19 protein-coding genes are annotated in these 16108 nt (G+C 59.8%); 7 read left to right on the top strand and 12 right to left on the bottom strand.

Translation table 11 applies throughout. The features are described 5' to 3' along the window. Window positions 1-61 precede the first annotated feature (61 nt). Window positions 62-523, bottom strand: a complete 462-nt coding sequence (locus ACR0NJ_RS03895) for a hypothetical protein (protein ID WP_480815821.1) — start codon at window positions 521-523, stop codon at window positions 62-64. 175 nt (window positions 524-698) lie between these two features. On the opposite strand from ACR0NJ_RS03895, the gene ACR0NJ_RS03890 reads away from it, so the two are divergent. The 3 genes from ACR0NJ_RS03890 (at window position 699) to ACR0NJ_RS03880 (ending at window position 3336) form a co-directional block, all read left to right on the top strand. Next, complete coding sequence (locus ACR0NJ_RS03890; protein ID WP_480815820.1) at window positions 699-986, top strand: hypothetical protein; 288 nt, start codon at window positions 699-701, stop codon at window positions 984-986. Further along, a complete protein-coding gene (locus tag ACR0NJ_RS03885) occupies window positions 958-1659 on the top strand; it encodes a winged helix-turn-helix domain-containing protein (RefSeq protein ID WP_480815819.1) in 702 nt (233 codons plus the stop codon). Before ACR0NJ_RS03890 ends, ACR0NJ_RS03885 begins: the two co-directional genes overlap by 29 nt. 105 nt (window positions 1660-1764) lie before the next feature. Then, complete coding sequence (locus ACR0NJ_RS03880) at window positions 1765-3336, top strand: DUF427 domain-containing protein (protein WP_480815818.1); 1572 nt, start codon at window positions 1765-1767, stop codon at window positions 3334-3336. A gap of 96 nt (window positions 3337-3432) precedes the next feature. Here ACR0NJ_RS03880 and ACR0NJ_RS03875 read toward each other — a convergent pair whose 3' ends face one another. The 6 genes from ACR0NJ_RS03875 to ACR0NJ_RS03850 all read right to left on the bottom strand — a co-directional run bounded on the left by ACR0NJ_RS03875 (window position 3433) and on the right by ACR0NJ_RS03850 (window position 7125). Further along, window positions 3433-4230, bottom strand: coding sequence for a DUF1217 domain-containing protein (locus ACR0NJ_RS03875; RefSeq protein ID WP_480815817.1), 798 nt, complete (start codon window positions 4228-4230; stop codon window positions 3433-3435). Then, window positions 4227-4628: a flagellar biosynthesis repressor FlbT gene (flbT, locus tag ACR0NJ_RS03870; RefSeq protein WP_480815816.1), complete on the bottom strand. Its 402-nt coding sequence runs from the start codon at window positions 4626-4628 to the stop codon at window positions 4227-4229. Before flbT ends, ACR0NJ_RS03875 begins: the two co-directional genes overlap by 4 nt. Then, the gene (gene flaF / locus ACR0NJ_RS03865; protein ID WP_480815815.1) at window positions 4628-5002 is read right to left on the bottom strand and encodes a flagellar biosynthesis regulator FlaF; all 375 of its coding nucleotides are present in this window, start codon (window positions 5000-5002) and stop codon (window positions 4628-4630) included. The genes flbT and flaF overlap by 1 nt, the downstream gene beginning before the upstream one ends. Window positions 5003-5079: 77 nt before the next feature. Beyond that, entirely contained in the window at window positions 5080-6291 is a 1212-nt protein-coding gene (locus ACR0NJ_RS03860) for a flagellin N-terminal helical domain-containing protein (protein WP_480815814.1), read from the bottom strand. A gap of 209 nt (window positions 6292-6500) precedes the next feature. Continuing rightward, window positions 6501-6860, bottom strand: coding sequence for a flagellar biosynthesis protein FlgN (locus ACR0NJ_RS03855; RefSeq protein ID WP_480815813.1), 360 nt, complete (start codon window positions 6858-6860; stop codon window positions 6501-6503). Next, window positions 6850-7125, bottom strand: a complete 276-nt coding sequence (locus ACR0NJ_RS03850; RefSeq protein WP_480815812.1) for a rod-binding protein — start codon at window positions 7123-7125, stop codon at window positions 6850-6852. The genes ACR0NJ_RS03855 and ACR0NJ_RS03850 overlap by 11 nt, the downstream gene beginning before the upstream one ends. A gap of 112 nt (window positions 7126-7237) precedes the next feature. Here ACR0NJ_RS03850 and ACR0NJ_RS03845 point away from each other — a divergent pair, with 112 nt between their 5' ends. From ACR0NJ_RS03845 to ACR0NJ_RS03835, 3 genes are read left to right on the top strand one after another with little or no spacing between them, the layout of a single operon-like run. Next, window positions 7238-8410: a flagellar hook-length control protein FliK gene (locus ACR0NJ_RS03845; protein WP_480815811.1), complete on the top strand. Its 1173-nt coding sequence runs from the start codon at window positions 7238-7240 to the stop codon at window positions 8408-8410. Window positions 8411-8413: 3 nt separating this feature from the next. After that, window positions 8414-9070, top strand: coding sequence for a flagellar hook capping FlgD N-terminal domain-containing protein (locus ACR0NJ_RS03840; RefSeq protein ID WP_480815810.1), 657 nt, complete (start codon window positions 8414-8416; stop codon window positions 9068-9070). Window positions 9071-9118: 48 nt separating this feature from the next. After that, on the top strand, window positions 9119-9988 hold the full coding sequence (locus ACR0NJ_RS03835) for a phosphotransferase (protein WP_480815809.1): 870 nt from the start codon (window positions 9119-9121) through the stop codon (window positions 9986-9988). 8 nt (window positions 9989-9996) lie between these two features. On the opposite strand, the gene ACR0NJ_RS03830 is transcribed toward ACR0NJ_RS03835, so the two are convergent. From ACR0NJ_RS03830 to ACR0NJ_RS03810, 5 genes are all read right to left on the bottom strand, one after another. Beyond that, on the bottom strand, window positions 9997-11301 hold the full coding sequence (locus ACR0NJ_RS03830; protein WP_480815808.1) for an NAD(P)/FAD-dependent oxidoreductase: 1305 nt from the start codon (window positions 11299-11301) through the stop codon (window positions 9997-9999). Next, window positions 11298-12116: an ABC transporter permease gene (locus ACR0NJ_RS03825; RefSeq protein WP_480815807.1), complete on the bottom strand. Its 819-nt coding sequence runs from the start codon at window positions 12114-12116 to the stop codon at window positions 11298-11300. The genes ACR0NJ_RS03830 and ACR0NJ_RS03825 overlap by 4 nt, the downstream gene beginning before the upstream one ends. Beyond that, complete coding sequence (locus tag ACR0NJ_RS03820) at window positions 12113-13003, bottom strand: ABC transporter permease subunit (RefSeq protein ID WP_480815806.1); 891 nt, start codon at window positions 13001-13003, stop codon at window positions 12113-12115. Before ACR0NJ_RS03820 ends, ACR0NJ_RS03825 begins: the two co-directional genes overlap by 4 nt. Beyond that, window positions 13003-14130 (bottom strand): ABC transporter ATP-binding protein, encoded by a 1128-nt coding sequence (locus ACR0NJ_RS03815; RefSeq protein ID WP_480815805.1) that lies wholly within the window; start codon window positions 14128-14130, stop codon window positions 13003-13005. The genes ACR0NJ_RS03820 and ACR0NJ_RS03815 overlap by 1 nt, the downstream gene beginning before the upstream one ends. 66 nt (window positions 14131-14196) lie before the next feature. Further along, a complete protein-coding gene (locus ACR0NJ_RS03810) occupies window positions 14197-15282 on the bottom strand; it encodes a polyamine ABC transporter substrate-binding protein (RefSeq protein WP_480815804.1) in 1086 nt (361 codons plus the stop codon). A gap of 140 nt (window positions 15283-15422) precedes the next feature. Between ACR0NJ_RS03810 and ACR0NJ_RS03805 the strand changes: the two genes are divergently transcribed. Continuing rightward, window positions 15423-16106 carry a GntR family transcriptional regulator gene (locus tag ACR0NJ_RS03805; protein ID WP_480815803.1) on the top strand — a complete coding sequence of 228 codons (684 nt, stop codon included), beginning with the start codon at window positions 15423-15425 and terminating at the stop codon, window positions 16104-16106. The last annotated feature ends 2 nt before the right edge of the window (window positions 16107-16108 follow it).

The following is a 16108-nucleotide window of genomic DNA, read 5'->3' as shown; positions in this document are numbered from 1 at the left end:
GCTTGCGCCGCCCTCTCCCATAACGGTGCTTCTGTGGCACCGCTCCTGCTCGAAAAGGGTACTAGTAAACCACACGGTATCCGTGATGGCGCAGGCATGCGGGTTCATATGCCCGCTTCACCTTGTGGCCATTCCAGAAACCGACCTTGCATTGTTGCGGCAGGCTGTTGGCATGTTTGTAATGCTTGTTCAGGCATTTCGTCCCCAGCAGCGGGCGATTGCCATATCCTTGGTAAGTGCGCAGGCAGCGCTGCGGGATGTTGTAGCGCTTCACGCGTTTGGGCAGCGGCTTGGCCTTGTGGCGCTTTATCTTGTGCGGCTTGTACACGTGATTGTGGTAGTGCCGCTCGACTTTGTCCTCACGCTTGTCTTTGCTGTAGTGGTTGACAGCAGCCCCCAGGATCGCAATCGCGGCCAGTCCGGTCAGGATATCCCCGGTATCCGCCGCCCGCGCTTGCGAGGCTGAAATCCCCGTTACGGCAACGGCCGCCGCGATGATCAGAGCGATAAATTTCTTATGCATGGCACCTGTCCTTTCGGGTGTTTGGGCGACCTGCCTCGGGCCGCATATGTGTTACCCCGACACTGGGCCCACCCCCGCCAGACAAGCAATAACGGGGATTTGTTATCCGATATCAGGCCCCGCAAACCCCTTGGGTTATTGAATATCCAGCCAACCCATGCGCAGGATGCGGCCTATGAAACAGATCATCTCTTCTCTGGCCGTGGTGGCGCTGATATCGGTTGGCTCTGCAGCCTCAGCCGCGGATTGCTATGCGGATTACAAGGCCAAGCAGGACAATCCGCTGCGCCTGCATTACGGCGTCATGCAGGTGTCGTCCTGCAACAAGGGGCAGGCAAAGAAAGAGGTCGCCCAGCGCCTGCGCGCATCCGGCTGGACCTTGCTGAACGTCCAGTCCGTGTTCGGGCCGGAAGGGTTGGATCAAAGGAAGGCCAATGCCGGAAAATTCTATCTCCGTTACTGAGGCGCGGCGATCCGGCGTTCGGCTGGTTGGTCTGGGTCTTGCCGCCATCGTCGTGATTCTAATCACCGCTGCGGTGTTCCTGTTCGCAACCCTGCCCGATGCCAACGCCTTCAACATGCGGGTCGAGCGGTTGTTCGTGGAAAGCGACCTGACCTCGCAGGCCGAGATCCGGTTGCTGGAAATTCTTGCGCAATCCGGCACCGCCTTTGCCGACACGCTGTCCAGCTATCGCATGGTGATTTACGTGCTGCTGGTTTTTGCCTGCGCCATGATGATCTCGGCGCTGGTGTTTCTGGTGATGCTGGTCCTGCTGAACCGACGCATGGCGCAGATCGAACGCACCGGCATTCAGGTCACCTCACTACTGATAAGCCGCGAGGAAAACACCGTTTACCTCAACAACATGGATTTCAAACTGACCTCTGCCGCGATGGAAACCCTGTCGGTTCTGGCCGAATCCCGACTGGATGATGAGGTGCTGTCCGGTGCCCAGATCGAGGCGATGATCTCGGGCCGCGATGCCGCCGATTGTGACGAGGCCGCCGGGGCCACGCGCATCAAGCGGCTGCGCGATGCGCTGGGGAACCAGATGGTCAGCGAGTTGCTGGTCAAGAATATCGCAAAAAAGGGCTATATGCTGTCCATCGAAAAGGACGTTATCCAAATGGTCTGACGGCGTGTTTCGCATCGGCTCCGTTTGGTAAATTTCGCAATTCACCCTTGGAATACCGGCCCCAAAGACCCATTCTAGAAAGACTCCGGGCAAGGGAGGTCGATGATGAACGTCCACGCCACACCTAAACTCAAAGGTTACGAGATTTCAGTAGAGCGGCTGAATGGCAGGATCGCCATCTACCGCAATGATATCCTGTTGGCCGAAAGCGAAGACGCCAAGGTGATGTATGAAACGCGGCTGCCGCCGACGATCTACATCCCGCGCAAGGACGTGCGCGTCGAACTGAGCGAAGAAACCGAGCTGCAGACCTTTTGCCCGTTCAAGGGCACTGCAACCTACCACGATATCGACCTGCCGGGTGAGCAACTGGCCAATTGCGTTTGGGCCTATGAAGAGGCGCTGCCCGAAAGCGTGGCCATTCAAGGCCATATCGGATTTCTATCCAGCGCCTATACCGAAATTGATCTGGGCGAAAACCGCCTGCGCGAACCCGATGACGGGAATATAAGCGGGCCTCTGATCGACTGGCTGATGCGCGGGGCGTCACTGTCCGACACGCCCGAGGCCTTTACCAAGGCGCTGGCCGAGAAGATGCTGGAACACGGCATCGCCATTCAGCGGCTGAGCATTCTGGCATGGTCTTTGCACCCTCTGATCGCGGGCAAACACTATATCTGGGAAAAAGATCAGGCCGAGATCCTGACCCGTGCGCCAACCTATGAGATTTACGATCACCCGGCTTTCATCAACAGCCCGCTGCGGCACGTCTCGAACGGGTTGGGCGGGGTCCGTCAGCGAGTGAACGACGACAATCCTCATAACAGCTTTCCCATCATCGAGGACCTGCGCGCCAAGGGGGCAACCGATTACGTGGCCATGCCGCTGCCGTTCTCGGACGGGCGAACCAATGTGCTGACCCTGACTTGCGACCATCCCGAGGGTTTCACCACCGAGAATCTGGGGCTGGTCTTTGAATGCTCGACCGTGATCGCGCGCTACTACGAGGTCTTCATGCAGCGCGAAAACGCGCAGGTTTTGCTGGAAACCTATGTGGGCAAACGCTCGGGCGCGCGGGTGCTGGGCGGTGAGATCCGGCGCGGCGACGGCGATGAGATCGACGCCGCGATCATGTTCTGTGATCTGCGCAACTCGACCAGTCTTGAGGAACGGCTGGGCCGCACCGCCTATATCAACGTGCTGAATGGGTTTTTTGAAACGGTGTCGGAAATCGTGCATGACAACGGCGGCGAGGTTCTGAAATTCATCGGCGACGCTGTGCTGGCGGTGTTCCCCTCGGGCGAAAACGAAGGCGCGGCGCGGGCCAATGCGCAACGCACAGCAATTGGAATCGTCGAAAAACTAGGCGAGCTGCGCGAAACCGGAGGCGACGTTCATTGCGATTGCTCGATCGGTGTCGCCTATGGCCGCGTGACCTATGGCAATGTGGGTTCGCGCGAACGTCTCGATTTCACAGTCATCGGTCAGGCCGCCAATATCGCCGCCCGGCTGGGGGAATATGGCAAAACCGTCAGCCACCGTATCGTTGTGTCCGAAGACATCGCGCCCGCGTGCTCCAACGCGTTGCCACTGGGCGAGGTCAAGCTGCATAACGTGTCACAACCCGTCACCAGCTATGCGTTGCGAACTTCCGCGGATGCGGTTCTTGACGCCTGACAGCAAGCAAGCCGCTTAGACCCGATTCACCGCCGGTTCGGAGGCCGAGGGCGTTTGTCACGGATGAGACACCTTGAGCGCGCATCTATCGCGCGCTTAACCTGCTGTCCCCAACAAAATCAAAGCCGTCTGCGCCGGGGAAACCGTGTTCTGCAATTGAGCGATCTGACTGCGCGCCAGATAGGTATCGGTGAATTTCCCGATAGCATCCTCATCCACAAACTGCGCCAGATCATCTGAGCCGGTGAGCCGCGATAACCTGTCTTTGAATTCAACCAACTGCGTATCGAGGTCCAGCTGCGCAAAAGACGGCGGCAGGCCGAGTGCGGTTTCCATCATGCTGCGCAGCGGCGGCAAGCCCATCAGATCGAACCACTTCGTATCCAAGCTTGTGTCACTCTGGGCCAGTTCAGCCAGCCTATGCTGAGCGTATAGCGAGATGCGCATCGTCTCATCCGACTCCCCTACCGAAACCTCGAACCGGGTGACCAGATTGTCCTGCGCGACCTTCTCCATGTTTGTGATCAAGCCGGTTTTCCTGACCTCACCGGGACCGAAACCAAACGCGTCGGAAAATTCACGATACCGTTTGTCCGACAACCGGTTGGCCAACGCGTCCTGCGCTTTTGTGCCATCTTCCAGGATCTTCTGAATGAAAAAGCGATTGTTGAGATCATCCTCCAACCCGAATGCACCCAGCGCGACCTGCAGCAACCGGCGATCTGAAACCATATCCTCTGCCGTCTCAACCTTGCTGATATTGTCCAGAAAATACTTGGTTTCGCGCTCGTTGACATTCGACGACGCAAAACTCTGAAGCTGTGCATCATAAGTCCGCTGCAGAAACCGCCAGCCGACCAGACCGCCCGATGGTATGACAGGCTGAAAATTCATTGCTGATAGGCCATCAGCCGCTCTTCCCGGGGCAAAAGCGACCGCAAGGATTTCAGGCATTTATAGTAGTGCTCTCCCACTAACGCATCGGTCGCTTCGGCCAGGGCGCGGCGACTGTCTGCATCGGTGAAAACCTGGCTCAGTTCCTCAACCCGGCGCAGCAATTGTTGCCGGGCCTGACCGGGCTCCATTTCTCCGGACAGGACAAGCTGAGCGGCATAGCACACGCGCCGGACCGGCGTGTTGACCTCATCCGGATGAATGGCATCTTTTAGCCGCAAGACATTCGCCTGCGGCGTCATGATCGAGAAGCGGCTGCGGCGGTCGCCGTTTTCAATCACCACCCCGTTGATCAGCACCCGTTCTTTCGGTGCAAGCTTAAGGACCAGACCGCTCATTACATGGCCCCCGCTTGGCGCAGCCCGCGCAGAACGGCGGTGTTGATTTCAAGCAAGGGATCAACCGTCGCGTTATTGGCCAGTATCTGACTGCTGTGTTGCTCCGTGAACTCGGCCAGATAGAAAATCCGTGCGCGCAGGTCATTGGGCAGCGCATTTGCGGAATCCGAAACACCGGTGGCCAGAATGGTCCACAGACGCCGGTTTTCATGCACGGCCTGAACAAACCCAGCGAAATCCGCCTTTTGTCGGGCAGCCGCTGCCTTCAGACGGCGGGTGATTTTTGAGATCGCCTCATATTCCGTGTCCCGCGGCGTGCGGATCGGGGCGGCGGTCTGTGCGTAGGCGTTAGGGGCGAGCGTTTGCGGTGTCACGTGCAATCCTTCCTATGGGCCGTCTTCAGGCGGTCAAAACCGGGGCGCGGTAGCCGCGCCCCGATCCGGTTCCAGATTTAGCGGAACAGCGACAGGATCGACTGCGGTGCCTGGTTGGCAATCGACAGCGATTGGGTCGCCAGCTGCTGCTGCACCTGCAACGCTTGCAGACGGGCCGAGGTCTCCTCCATATCGGCGTCGACCAGCGAGCCGATCCCCGATTTGAACGAATCCGCCAGGTTCGAGATGAACTCTTTCTGGGTCTCGATCCGGCCCTGCGACGAGCCAAAGGCGGCGGACGCGTCAATCGAGGTGTCGATCAGCGTTTCAATGGTTGCCAGAGCGGCCGTCGCCCCGGCACCGGTCGAAACATCAACACCGGTCAGCGCGCCCAGACCACCAGAGCCCGCGTTCACGTACTGAGCCGAGAACGAGATGTCGTCACCCGTACCGTTGGTGACCGACAACGTACCCTGCGTGCCCGAGTCGTAATCAACGGTCAGGCCGGTGATTCCCAACTCTTCGATTTTGGCTTTCAGACCAACGGCAACAAGGTCACCGGTTGTGGTCGCTGCAGCATCGGCTGCGGACACGGTGTAAGAGACAACCTGGTCGTCAATGGCCACGACAACCTTATCACCCGCCGCGAACGCACCGCTGGATTCATCCGTCACCAGAGCCGTTGCCGAGGTCGCTCCATTGTCGATGGTGGCCCCCACCCGGTCATTGCCGGTCGATGCGCCGGTCGAGCCATCAAAGACCTGCGCCGCCGTGTACCCCCCGGTGGACAGGTCTTGACCGGCCACGGTGATCGACGAGGCCGTGACCGTACCGGCGTTGTCCCGATCCAGCGAAGCAAGAATCGAGGCAGACCCCGCGGACCCGTCAACCAGATTCAGACCGTTGAACTGCGCTGCGCCGACAACCGAATTGATCTGATCTTTCAGAGCCGTCACGTCATCGTTGATCTTGCCGCGATCCACATTGTCTTCCTGCGCCGCGACGATCTTGCCTTTCATCTGGTTCAGAAGGTCCGTGACGGTTTCCGCAGCGTTCCGCGCCACGGCGACAGTCGATTCCCCCAGCGCGAGGCTGTCCTTGATGGCGTTGAAGCCCTTGACGTCCGACTCCATCACTTTCGAGATCGCCCAAACCGCCGAGTTGTCCTTGGCGGTCGCCACGTCCTTACCGGTCGAGATCGCGTTCTGGGTTGTCGCAAGGTTCTTGTTGACCGATTTCAGGGTCTGCAGCGCAACCATTGCGCCATTGTTTGTCAGAATGCTGGACATAGATGTCATCCTTTCAGATTTGGGCCATTTTGCCCGAGTTCACCCCGCGCGCTGCGCGGGCCTTGGCGTCTTTCTGACCTGTGCGACATGCCGTAAGGCCATTCGCGCCACCTGCTGTTTTCAGGTGCAGGCCCACTTTTGGCCCCGACCTCCTAACGGAGTGCTAAGACGCCCCGCCCGGAAATTTCAGATTTGAATCAAACCGGCCCCTATGCCCGTTTTTCCAGCTTGGGCGCGCCGCGCACGGTGAACCCACTGCGTTGCCCATCGGCCCCATAGGTGCTGAATTCCTGCCGAACCCGCCGCAACTCGGCCATCCGCGCGGCGATGGCGCGAATCCCTTCGGCGGCGCTGTTCAGCAGGGCCTGATTGCGTTCGACCTTTTTCTGCACCCGAATCAGCTGCGCGCTGTCCCGAACCTGCAGATCGTTGATCGCCCCGATCAGCTTTTCCTTTTCCGGCACCATGTGGGTGAGACGATCAAGATCACCATCGACAAGCGCCGTACGCTCCAAATCCAACAATTCTTCCAGCGACTTTATCAGTGTCAGATCGAGGTCAGCCGTCATTGGACTTCTCCATCAATGAGTTGAAAATGACCTCAGACAAACCGACGCCGCCGGATTGTGCCAGTTGCCGCGCCTGATGTTGCACCAGGAAGGACGCGAACTGATCTTCTCCAGCCCCGCCGCCGAAAGCCTGTCGCGTTTTGCCAAGACCAGCGGATTTCAACATTTCGGCCAGAAAAGCGGCCTCAAGCTCAACTGCTGCGGCGCGCAGCTTGTCCGGGGGGGATGGCATCAGCGCCATCGGAGGGGGGGCGGAAACCTTCATTGCTTTCTCCGAAAATTGCATCGAACTTTTTCGATCAAAGGCGAAAGCAGTTAAAATAAACGTAACTTCCTGCGGGCAGGTTTGCAGTCAGACCAGACGGAGCCGGAGCCAAATGCCCAACCCTCTTACACTGATGACAGCAGCACCAACCACGGCGGCGAAGCCCGCTGCGCCGCACCGGCACAATGGTGAGGGTGAAGCGTCCACAGATTTTCAGGGTTTGCTGGACCTCGAACCATTGTCGGGGTCTGTTGGAACCGAGGCAGAGACTGCGTTGCCGACCCTTGCGGACGCCGAAACCGAACCGGTAGAGCGTGACACCGCACCTGTTCCCGATGCGCTGACTGAGACGCAACCCATCCGGTCCGAGGTTGCGGCGGCGCCTGTAGCAATGCCTGGAGGCGATGATCAGCCCCCCGAGGTTCAGGGGCCGATTGAAGCAGCGACGGCGACTGGCCAGGCCGAGCCACCCATCCCATCAAACAAGCCGCGCGCCTACACGTCCGCGCCAACACAGACTGAGTCGGAAGCACCATTCATCACCGGTCTGACGCAGGCCGAAACCCTACAAAGGCCACAGGTTGAACTGGGTATGGTGAGCAATAAGCCCCTTCCCGCGAAGACTCTGGAGGGACCCGTCCCGGATGTCGACGTCAGGTCCGGCGGTCCACAGACCGCCGCGGCACAGGCCGCATCTCCCAAGGTCGCCATACCGGTTCACCCAGCGACAGCCGCGCAGTTGCAGCTGACCGCATCCCTGAAATCCGCAGAATCGGAAGACGCTCTACAGGTCTCCGAAGGTGAGGGGCTTGGCAACGCCCGCTCCGAGCCGACAACTCAGCACACGCGCGACATCGCCCCGCAACCGAACGCGGCCTCGGCGGTTGCGCGGGCGGAGATCTCGCGGGCAATTGCCGGTCAGATGGCAGCTGCAATCACTGCGCGGCCCGCGTCCGGCGCGGTCGAGATCGCTCTGAACCCCGAGGAACTAGGCAGGGTGTCGATTGTTCTGAACGGACGAGACGACGGGTTGCATCTGGCGATCACGGCGGACCGCCCGGAAACGCTGGACCTGATGCGCCGGCACATCGCGGTTCTGACGGCAGAGTTTCAGAAACTGGGATTTGGTGACATGTCACTGGATCTGGGAACCTCATCCTGGTCGCATCAGGATCACCCCGACTCCCGGCCGGGACAGGCCATAGAAACGGATTTCGCTGAGGCCAGCGGGCCCACCCATCCACAGCGCAGCACCCCGGGCACCGGTATTGATATGAGGCTTTAACACATGATCACACTAACCCATTCCGTCCAGCCAGCCGCTCAGCCCGGCCCTGCGTCTAAATCCGCAGCAGTGACCTCGGATTTTGAGACGTTCCTGCTCATGATGACAACGCAGGCGCAGAATCAGGACCCGTTAGAGCCGATGGATGCATCGGATTACGCATCGCAACTGGCGCAGTTCTCGATGGTCGAGCAGCAGGTCCAGACCAATGATCTGCTGTCCTCTCTGGCCACGGCACTGGGCAGCGTCAATCTTGAGGAACTGACCAACTGGGTCGGCATGGATGTGCGCAGCAGCGCAGGATTTCACTTTGACGCGGCCCCGATGACGCTGTTCGCCCAGCCCGACCCACAGGCGGAGGAGGTCACGCTGGTCGTGCGCGACGATCAGGGGAATGAGGTCAGCCGCACGACCCTGCCCGCCAGCCAGGCTGAATTTGTCTGGGCCGGGACGGATGCGCAGGGCAACCCTTTGCCTGAGGGCAATTTCACGGCGACTCTGGAAAGTTATCGCAACGGTAAGCTTGTGTCCGAAACCCCGGCTGCCGCCTATTCCAAAGTGATCGAAGCGCAGATCGCTGATGGTGCGGTGGTTCTGACCCTGCAGGGTGGTCTAGCGGTTCAGGCCAGTTCTGTGACCGGCGTCAAAACCGGCGCTTGATCTGCCGGGCAGGACGGTCCAAAGCTTGGCAAATCCCGACTCGCTTGATTGGTTACGCCGCTGTCCGACTTGCCCGATCCCCCGCACGACCTGACCCGGCAGCTTTTGTCGCGGAAGCTGGTCACATCAGCCGTGAGGTTCGAAACGCTCTACGGCGGGCGCACCAATCAGGTCTGGAAAGTTCTGGGCGAGGATGGCGACAAGGTCCTGAAACTCTACCGCACCGATCTGAGAAATCCGTTGTTCCGCAACGACGCCGAGCTTGAGGCCGGATGCCTGCAAGCGCTTGAGCCCACGGGTTTCGTGCCGCGCCTGCGCGCGACGGGGCAATATCAGACCGATCACTGGGTTTTATACGACCACGCGCCGGGTTCGCCGTGGCGCTCGGGACCCAATGCGGTAGGGGTCTTGCTGCGCAATCTACACTCGCAAGCGGTTTCGATTTCCCTGCCCCAAGGATGCAACGGCAGCGCGGATCTGGCAGATCATGGGGGCCGCATATTGGCGGATTGTACGTCGGACAGGTCCGAACGGCTTATGCATCAGCGTCCAGACATAGATGTGCCTCGGACATCGGAGACATGTCTGATACACGGCGACCCTGTGGCGGGGAATATTCTGGTCTCCGATGACCGGCTGACCCTGATTGACTGGCAATGCCCGGCAAGGGGCGACCCGTGCGAAGACCTCGCGTTGTTTCTGTCGCCTGCCATGCAGCGATTGTATCGGGGAACGCCTTTGACCCCAGCTGAGGTCCAGCAGTTCCTGATGGCCTATGACAATACAGAGGTCGTCGCCCGATATGAGGCTCTTCGTCCCTTATATGCATGGCGCATGGCGGCCTATTGTGTGTGGCGAGCCGAGCGCGGCGCGACAGATTATGAAGACGGTTTGCAACTGGAGCTGGCGCTGATTTAGGTGCCTCGTCACCGCAGATCGGCCAGCGTCATCAGCGCGTAGACCGGCGGCATCAGCGCCCTGCGCCATCGTCCAAGGGGAAAACGCCGGGGCGGTTGCGTCATGGGCGCGGGCAAGTGGCTGTCGTGACCCAGCACCAGCCGCGCCAAAGCCCGCCCGCAATAGGTGCCCATCGCAACTCCGTTTCCGTGATAGGCGAACCCGGCAAACATCCCTGCCCGTCCGGGAACCGGGCCGACATAGGGCAGCAGATCGCGGGACAGGCAGACCATGCCCGACCATATATGAGTCGTCTCGACCCCGGACCACGCGGGGAACATGCGCCGGAAGTCCTGCTGAACCTTGCGCCGGATCGCAGCCTCAGAGACCGAGGAAGACCGCAGCCCGCCGCGCATGCCGAACAGGAACCGCCCATCGGGCATCAGCCGGAAATAGTGCAGCAGGTTGCGGGTGTCGTAGCACATCTGATCCAAGGTCCAGCCCTGCGCCATCTGCTCGGCCCCCGTCAGCGGGCGCGTCACCAGAACCGTGGATTGTGCGGGCATGTAGCGGCCGGACATCCAATCCGGGATGTCCTCGCTGGAATAACCGTTTGTGCAGATCAGAGCCGTTTCGGCTTTGACACGGCCCTTCGATGTGCGCAGGTCAAACCCCAGCGCGGTTTTCCTGATCTTCAGAACCGGGCTTTTCTGAAATAACGCAGCCCCTTGGGACTGGGCCGCGCGGGCAAGGCCGAACAGGTACTTTCGCGGGTTCAGGCCGAATCCCACCGGCAGCGTGTAGCCTCCGTGAAACAGTCCGCTTAGCCCCAGCGCGGGTAGATCGCTGGCCTCGTGCAGGGTGCCGGTTTCATCTGCGTTGCGACGCAGCTTTTCCATCGCACGCAGGGAATGCGCCAACTGGGTTTCACCGTTGGAATGGGTGTCAGCATCAATCCGATGATGCGCCAGCAGGTCGGCGACCAGTTGCACGGCCTCAACCTCGGCTCTGAGATAAGCCTCGGCAGCAGCAGACCCAAAGCGGTGCACCAAAACCCCGTGATCCAGCTTTGATCCGCCCAGACAGCAAAACCCGCCGTTGCGACCCGAGGCCCCCCAGCCCGGTGTTTCCGCCTCGAACACCGCGACCGAGGCTCCGCTTTCGGCCAGATGCAGCGCAGCGGAGAGTCCGGTGAACCCGCCGCCGATAATCGCCACGTCGATACTTAGATCGCCCTGATGGACGGGCCAGTCCGGGCTGGCGATCGTCTCATCCCACCAGCAGCCGTCACGGGGCCCCGGACCATAGGTGTAGTCCGGGAAAATCCGCCTCATTCAGCGCGCGCTGCGGCCATTTCGTCCTGCCGCTGGCGCATCATTGCCCGTTTCGTCACCAGCGATGCGGTGATCACACCGACGGTGACAACCGCGATCATCAGGGTCGACAGGGCGTTGATCTCGGGGCTCACCCCCAATCGGACCTGCGAGAAGATCTTGATCGGCAGGGTCGTGGCAGACGGCCCCGAGGTGAACGACGCGATGACCAGATCGTCCAGTGACAGCGTGAAGGCCAGCAACCAGCCCGAGATCACGGCGGGTGCGATGATGGGCAGGGTCACCAGTCGGAAAGCCTGCGCCGGAGAGCAGCCGAGGTCCAAGGCAGCCTCCTCCAACGACCGGTCGAATGTCACCAGACGTGACGAAACGACGACCGACACGAAGCACATTGAAAAGGTCGTGTGCGCCAGAACGATGGTCAGAATACCCCGGTCCAGCCCGATGCCGATGAACAGCAGTAGCAGGGACAGGCCGGTGATCACCTCGGGCATGACCAGCGGAGCGTAGATCATGCCGGAAAACAGCGTGCGGCCAAAGAATCGCCCACCGCGTACCAGCACATAGGCGGCGGCGGTGCCCAGAATGGTGGCCAGCGTCGAGGAGAACACGGCCACACGGATCGTGACCCAGGCGGCATCCAAATAGGCCTCATTCCGGATCAGCTCGCCATACCATTTGGTCGAAAACCCGGCCCAGACCGTCACCAGCTTGCTTTCGTTGAACGAAAAGATGATCAGGATGATCATCGGGATGTACAGAAAGGCAAACCCCAGCGTCAGCGAGACCGCGTTGAACCAGCTTAGCCTGTTCATTGCTCGGCCTCCGTCTGTTTCTGCTGGTTGCGCTGGAACAGCACGATGGGGATGATCAGGATCAGCAGCAGAACCACGGCCACGGCGCTGGCCACCGGCCAGTCGCGGTTCGAGAAGAACTCTTCCCACAGCACCTTGCCAATCATCAGCGTGCCGGAGCCGCCCAGAAGCGAGGGGATCACAAACTCACCAATCACCGGGATCATCACCAGGAAGCAGCCGGCGATGATACCAGGGCGCGAGAGCGGGATTGTTACAAGCCAGAACGCCTGCAGGCGGGAACAGCCCAGATCCTCGGCCGCTTCGATCAGCGAACCGTCCATCCGTTCCAGCGCCGAGTAAATCGGCAGGATCATAAAGGGCAGATAGGTGTAAACGATGCCGATATAGACCGCCGTTTGGGTGTTCAGAATGGTCAGCGGCTCCGAGATGATGCCGGTCCACAGCAGCAGCTGGTTCAGGTAGCCTTCGTTCGACAGGATCCCCATCCACGCATAAACGCGGATCAGGAACGAGGTCCAGAAGGGCAGGATGACCAGCATCATCAGCGTCGGGCGCCACTCTTCCGGGGCGCGGGCCATGCCGTAGGCGATGGGATAGCCCACCAGAAGGGTCAGAATGGTCGAGATCAGCGCGATTTTGACGCTGGACAGGTAGGCCTTCCAATAGAGGTCATCTTCGGTCAGCCAGACATAGTTCTCGAAATCCAGTTGGCTGAAGAAATCCCGAATGCCCGCCCATCCCTGCGACAAGTCCAGCGTGGGCGTATAGGGCGGGATCGCGAGGTCAGAATCCGACAGGGAAATCTTCAAAACGATGAAGAACGGCACCATGAACAGCGCCAGCAGCCAGACATAAGGAACGGCGATCAGCAGGGCGCGGCGCATCAGTCGGCCAGCAGGACCGCGGCGGTTGCTGTCCAGGACAGCCAGACCGGGTCTTCCCATGTAAACGACCGGCGCGAGATGCGGCGGGTGTTGGCCGTCTGCGCCTTGATGATCGTGCCGTTGGCCAGTTCGACGTAATAGGTGGACAGGTTGCCCAGATAAGCGATGTCATGCACCTTGCCCTGAATGGCGTTTATCGCGTCGGCGGGCCGTTCGGCCGAGATCGTCACCTTCTCGGGCCGGATCGCCAGATGGCAGGCTTGGCCGTTCGACAGCCCAGTGGCCGAGGTCGCCGTCAGCGGGGCTTGACCTTCTGCCCAGTCAACGCGGTAGGTGTCCTCGCCATTTGCTGTAGCGCGGCCTTCGATGATGTTCACATCGCCGATGAAATCCGCCACATAGACCGAGTTCGGGTTTTCATAGATGCGGTCCGGCGTGGCCACCTGCATCAGCTTGCCCTGATCCATCACGGCGACGCGGCTGGCGACGGTCATGGCCTCTTCCTGATCGTGGGTGACGATGACAAAGGTGGTGCCGGTTTTCTCTTGAATATCCATCAGTTCGAACTGCGTGTCCTGCCGCAGCTTCTTGTCCAGCGCACCCAGCGGTTCATCCAGCAGCAACAGCTTGGGTGCTTTTGCCAGCGACCTCGCCAATGCCACGCGCTGTCTCTGACCGCCCGAGATTTGATGCGGCTTGCGGCGGGCGAATTGCTCCAGCCGGGTCAGGCGCAGCATCTCTTCGACCCGGTCTTCAAGGTCATGTTTGGGCATATTGTCCCGGCGCAAACCGAACGCGATGTTGTCCCAGATGCTGAGATGCGGGAACAGCGCGTAGGACTGGAACATCATGTTCACCGCCCGTTTGTTGGGCGGGATCGGGTCGATATCCTGCCCGGCCAGCAGAATATGCCCCTCGGTCGGGGTCTCGAACCCTGCCAGCATGCGCATCATGGTGGTCTTGCCACAGCCCGAGGGCCCGAGCAGGGCGAAAAACTCGCGCTCGAAGATGTCCAGCGACAGGTTATCGATTGCCGTGAAGGTTCCGAAACGCTTGGTGACATTCTGGAACTGGATCAAGGGTTTCGCCTGTGGGTCGTCCCACGGCGCAAAAACGTCAGAGTTCAAAGCGGCCCCCGCATGTCGGTCCGGACAGGAAAGGCGCGGGGCGATGGTCCGCCCCGCGCTGTCAGATCAGGTGCCTGACTTGATCTTGGTCCACATACGCGTCACGACGCGCTGCGTTTTCTGCGGATACGGGCCTTTGATATAGGTGTTGTTCATGGCCTCTTCCGACGGGTAAATCGCAGGATCACCGATCACGTCTTCGGCCAGAAACTCTTGCGAGGCCTTGTTGCCGTTGGCGTAATAGACATAGTTCGATGCCGCCGCCATGTTCTTGGCGTCCAGCATGAAGTCGATGAACTTATGCGCTCCGTCCGGGTTCGGCGCATCGACCGGAACCGCCATCTGGTCGAACCACATCTGCGATCCTTCCTTGAACGCGTTATAGGCAATCTCGACGCCGTTGTCGGCCTCAACCGCGCGGTCGCGAGCCTGCAGAACATCGCCCGAGAAACCCACGGCGACGCAGATATCCCCGTTGGCCAGCGCGTTGATGTATTCCGAGCTGTGGAACTTGTTCACGTAGGGTCGTACGGCGGCAAAGACCTCTTCCGCCTTGGCGATGTCGTCCTTGTCGTGGCTGTTGGGATCAAGCCCCGCATAGACCATGGCCGCCGGAACCATCTCATCCGGGGCGTCAAGGAAATAGACCCCGCACGAGGCCAGCTTTTCCATATTCTCCGGGTTGAAGATCAACTCCATCGAGTCGATGGGCGCATCTTCCCCCAGCACTTCTTTGACCTTGCCGACATTCACGCCCAGCCCGGTCGTGCCCCACATGTAGTTGACCGAATGCTTGTTGTCGGGATCGAACCGCGCCACACGCTCGGCGATAACGTCCCAAACATTGCCGAAATTCGACAGCTTGGCCGCGTCGATTTCCTGAAACGCACCGGCCTGAATCTGACGGCTCATGAAGCTGCCCGTCGGCACCACCACATCATAGCCCGAGCCCCCGGCCAGCATTTTGGTTTCCAGAACCTCGTTGCTGTCGAATACGTCATAGATCAGGGTCAGGCCCGTCTCTTCCTCGAATTTCTGCAGCAGTTCTTCGTCGATATAGTCGGACCAGTTATATACACGCACCTCTTCGGCGAACGCCGCCGAAGTCCCCAATGCGATGACCGCTGTCATGGTCAGCGTTTTGATTGACATTTTATTCTCCCTGCAAGTGTACGGGTATTTTCCCGTTTTTTTGGATTTGATCAAGTTTTGCGTTTTCCCCCGATCCGGCGTATGGTTTCACGAGGTCAGCGGCCTGACAAGTCAGGGTTATGTGAAACGGGGCGAACCAATTGGATTTGATCAAAAATAAAGCACCTAAGACGCAATCAGACGACGAAAAACGCCCGGCGCATGAGCAGGTATACCAAACGCTCAGGTCGCAGATTCTGTTTGGGGAACTGGTGCCAGGCCAGCCGGTAACGATCCAGGGGCTGACTGATTCTCTGAGCGTTGGCATGACGCCCGTGCGCGAGGCGATCCGCAGGTTGATTTCCGATGGCGCACTGGTGTTTCAGGGCAATCGCCGGGTCAGCGTTCCCCTGTTGTCGGCCGAGGATGTCGAGCAGATGATATTCGCCAGAAAGTCAATAGAATCAGAACTATCCAAACGCGCTGCAGCCAATCTGACGCCAACAGACATCGACCATCTGGAGCGTTTAGACACGCGCCTGGACCGCACCATCGCAGATGGCGATGTTGGTGGTTACCTGCGCTTGAATCAGGCCTTCCATGAAACGCTTTATGCCCACGCCAACGCCCCGATTCTCTGCGATCTGGCCGAGCGTCTGTGGCTGCGGTTCGGCCCTTCGCTGCGCGTTGTCTGCGGTCGATTTGGAACCCAAAACCTGCCGGACAGGCACAAGGATATCATCCGTGCTTTGCGTGATGGCGATGGGGAAAAGGCGGCGAAAGCCACCGCTCAGGACATCGAACAAGGGATGGAACTGATGGCCGGGGCGCTGTCACCCGCCTAGGG

The organism is Ruegeria sp. F11, assembly GCF_056533855.1.
The sequence above is the reverse complement of the archived record's forward strand: the minus strand, read 5'-3'. Positions and strand labels throughout refer to the sequence as shown.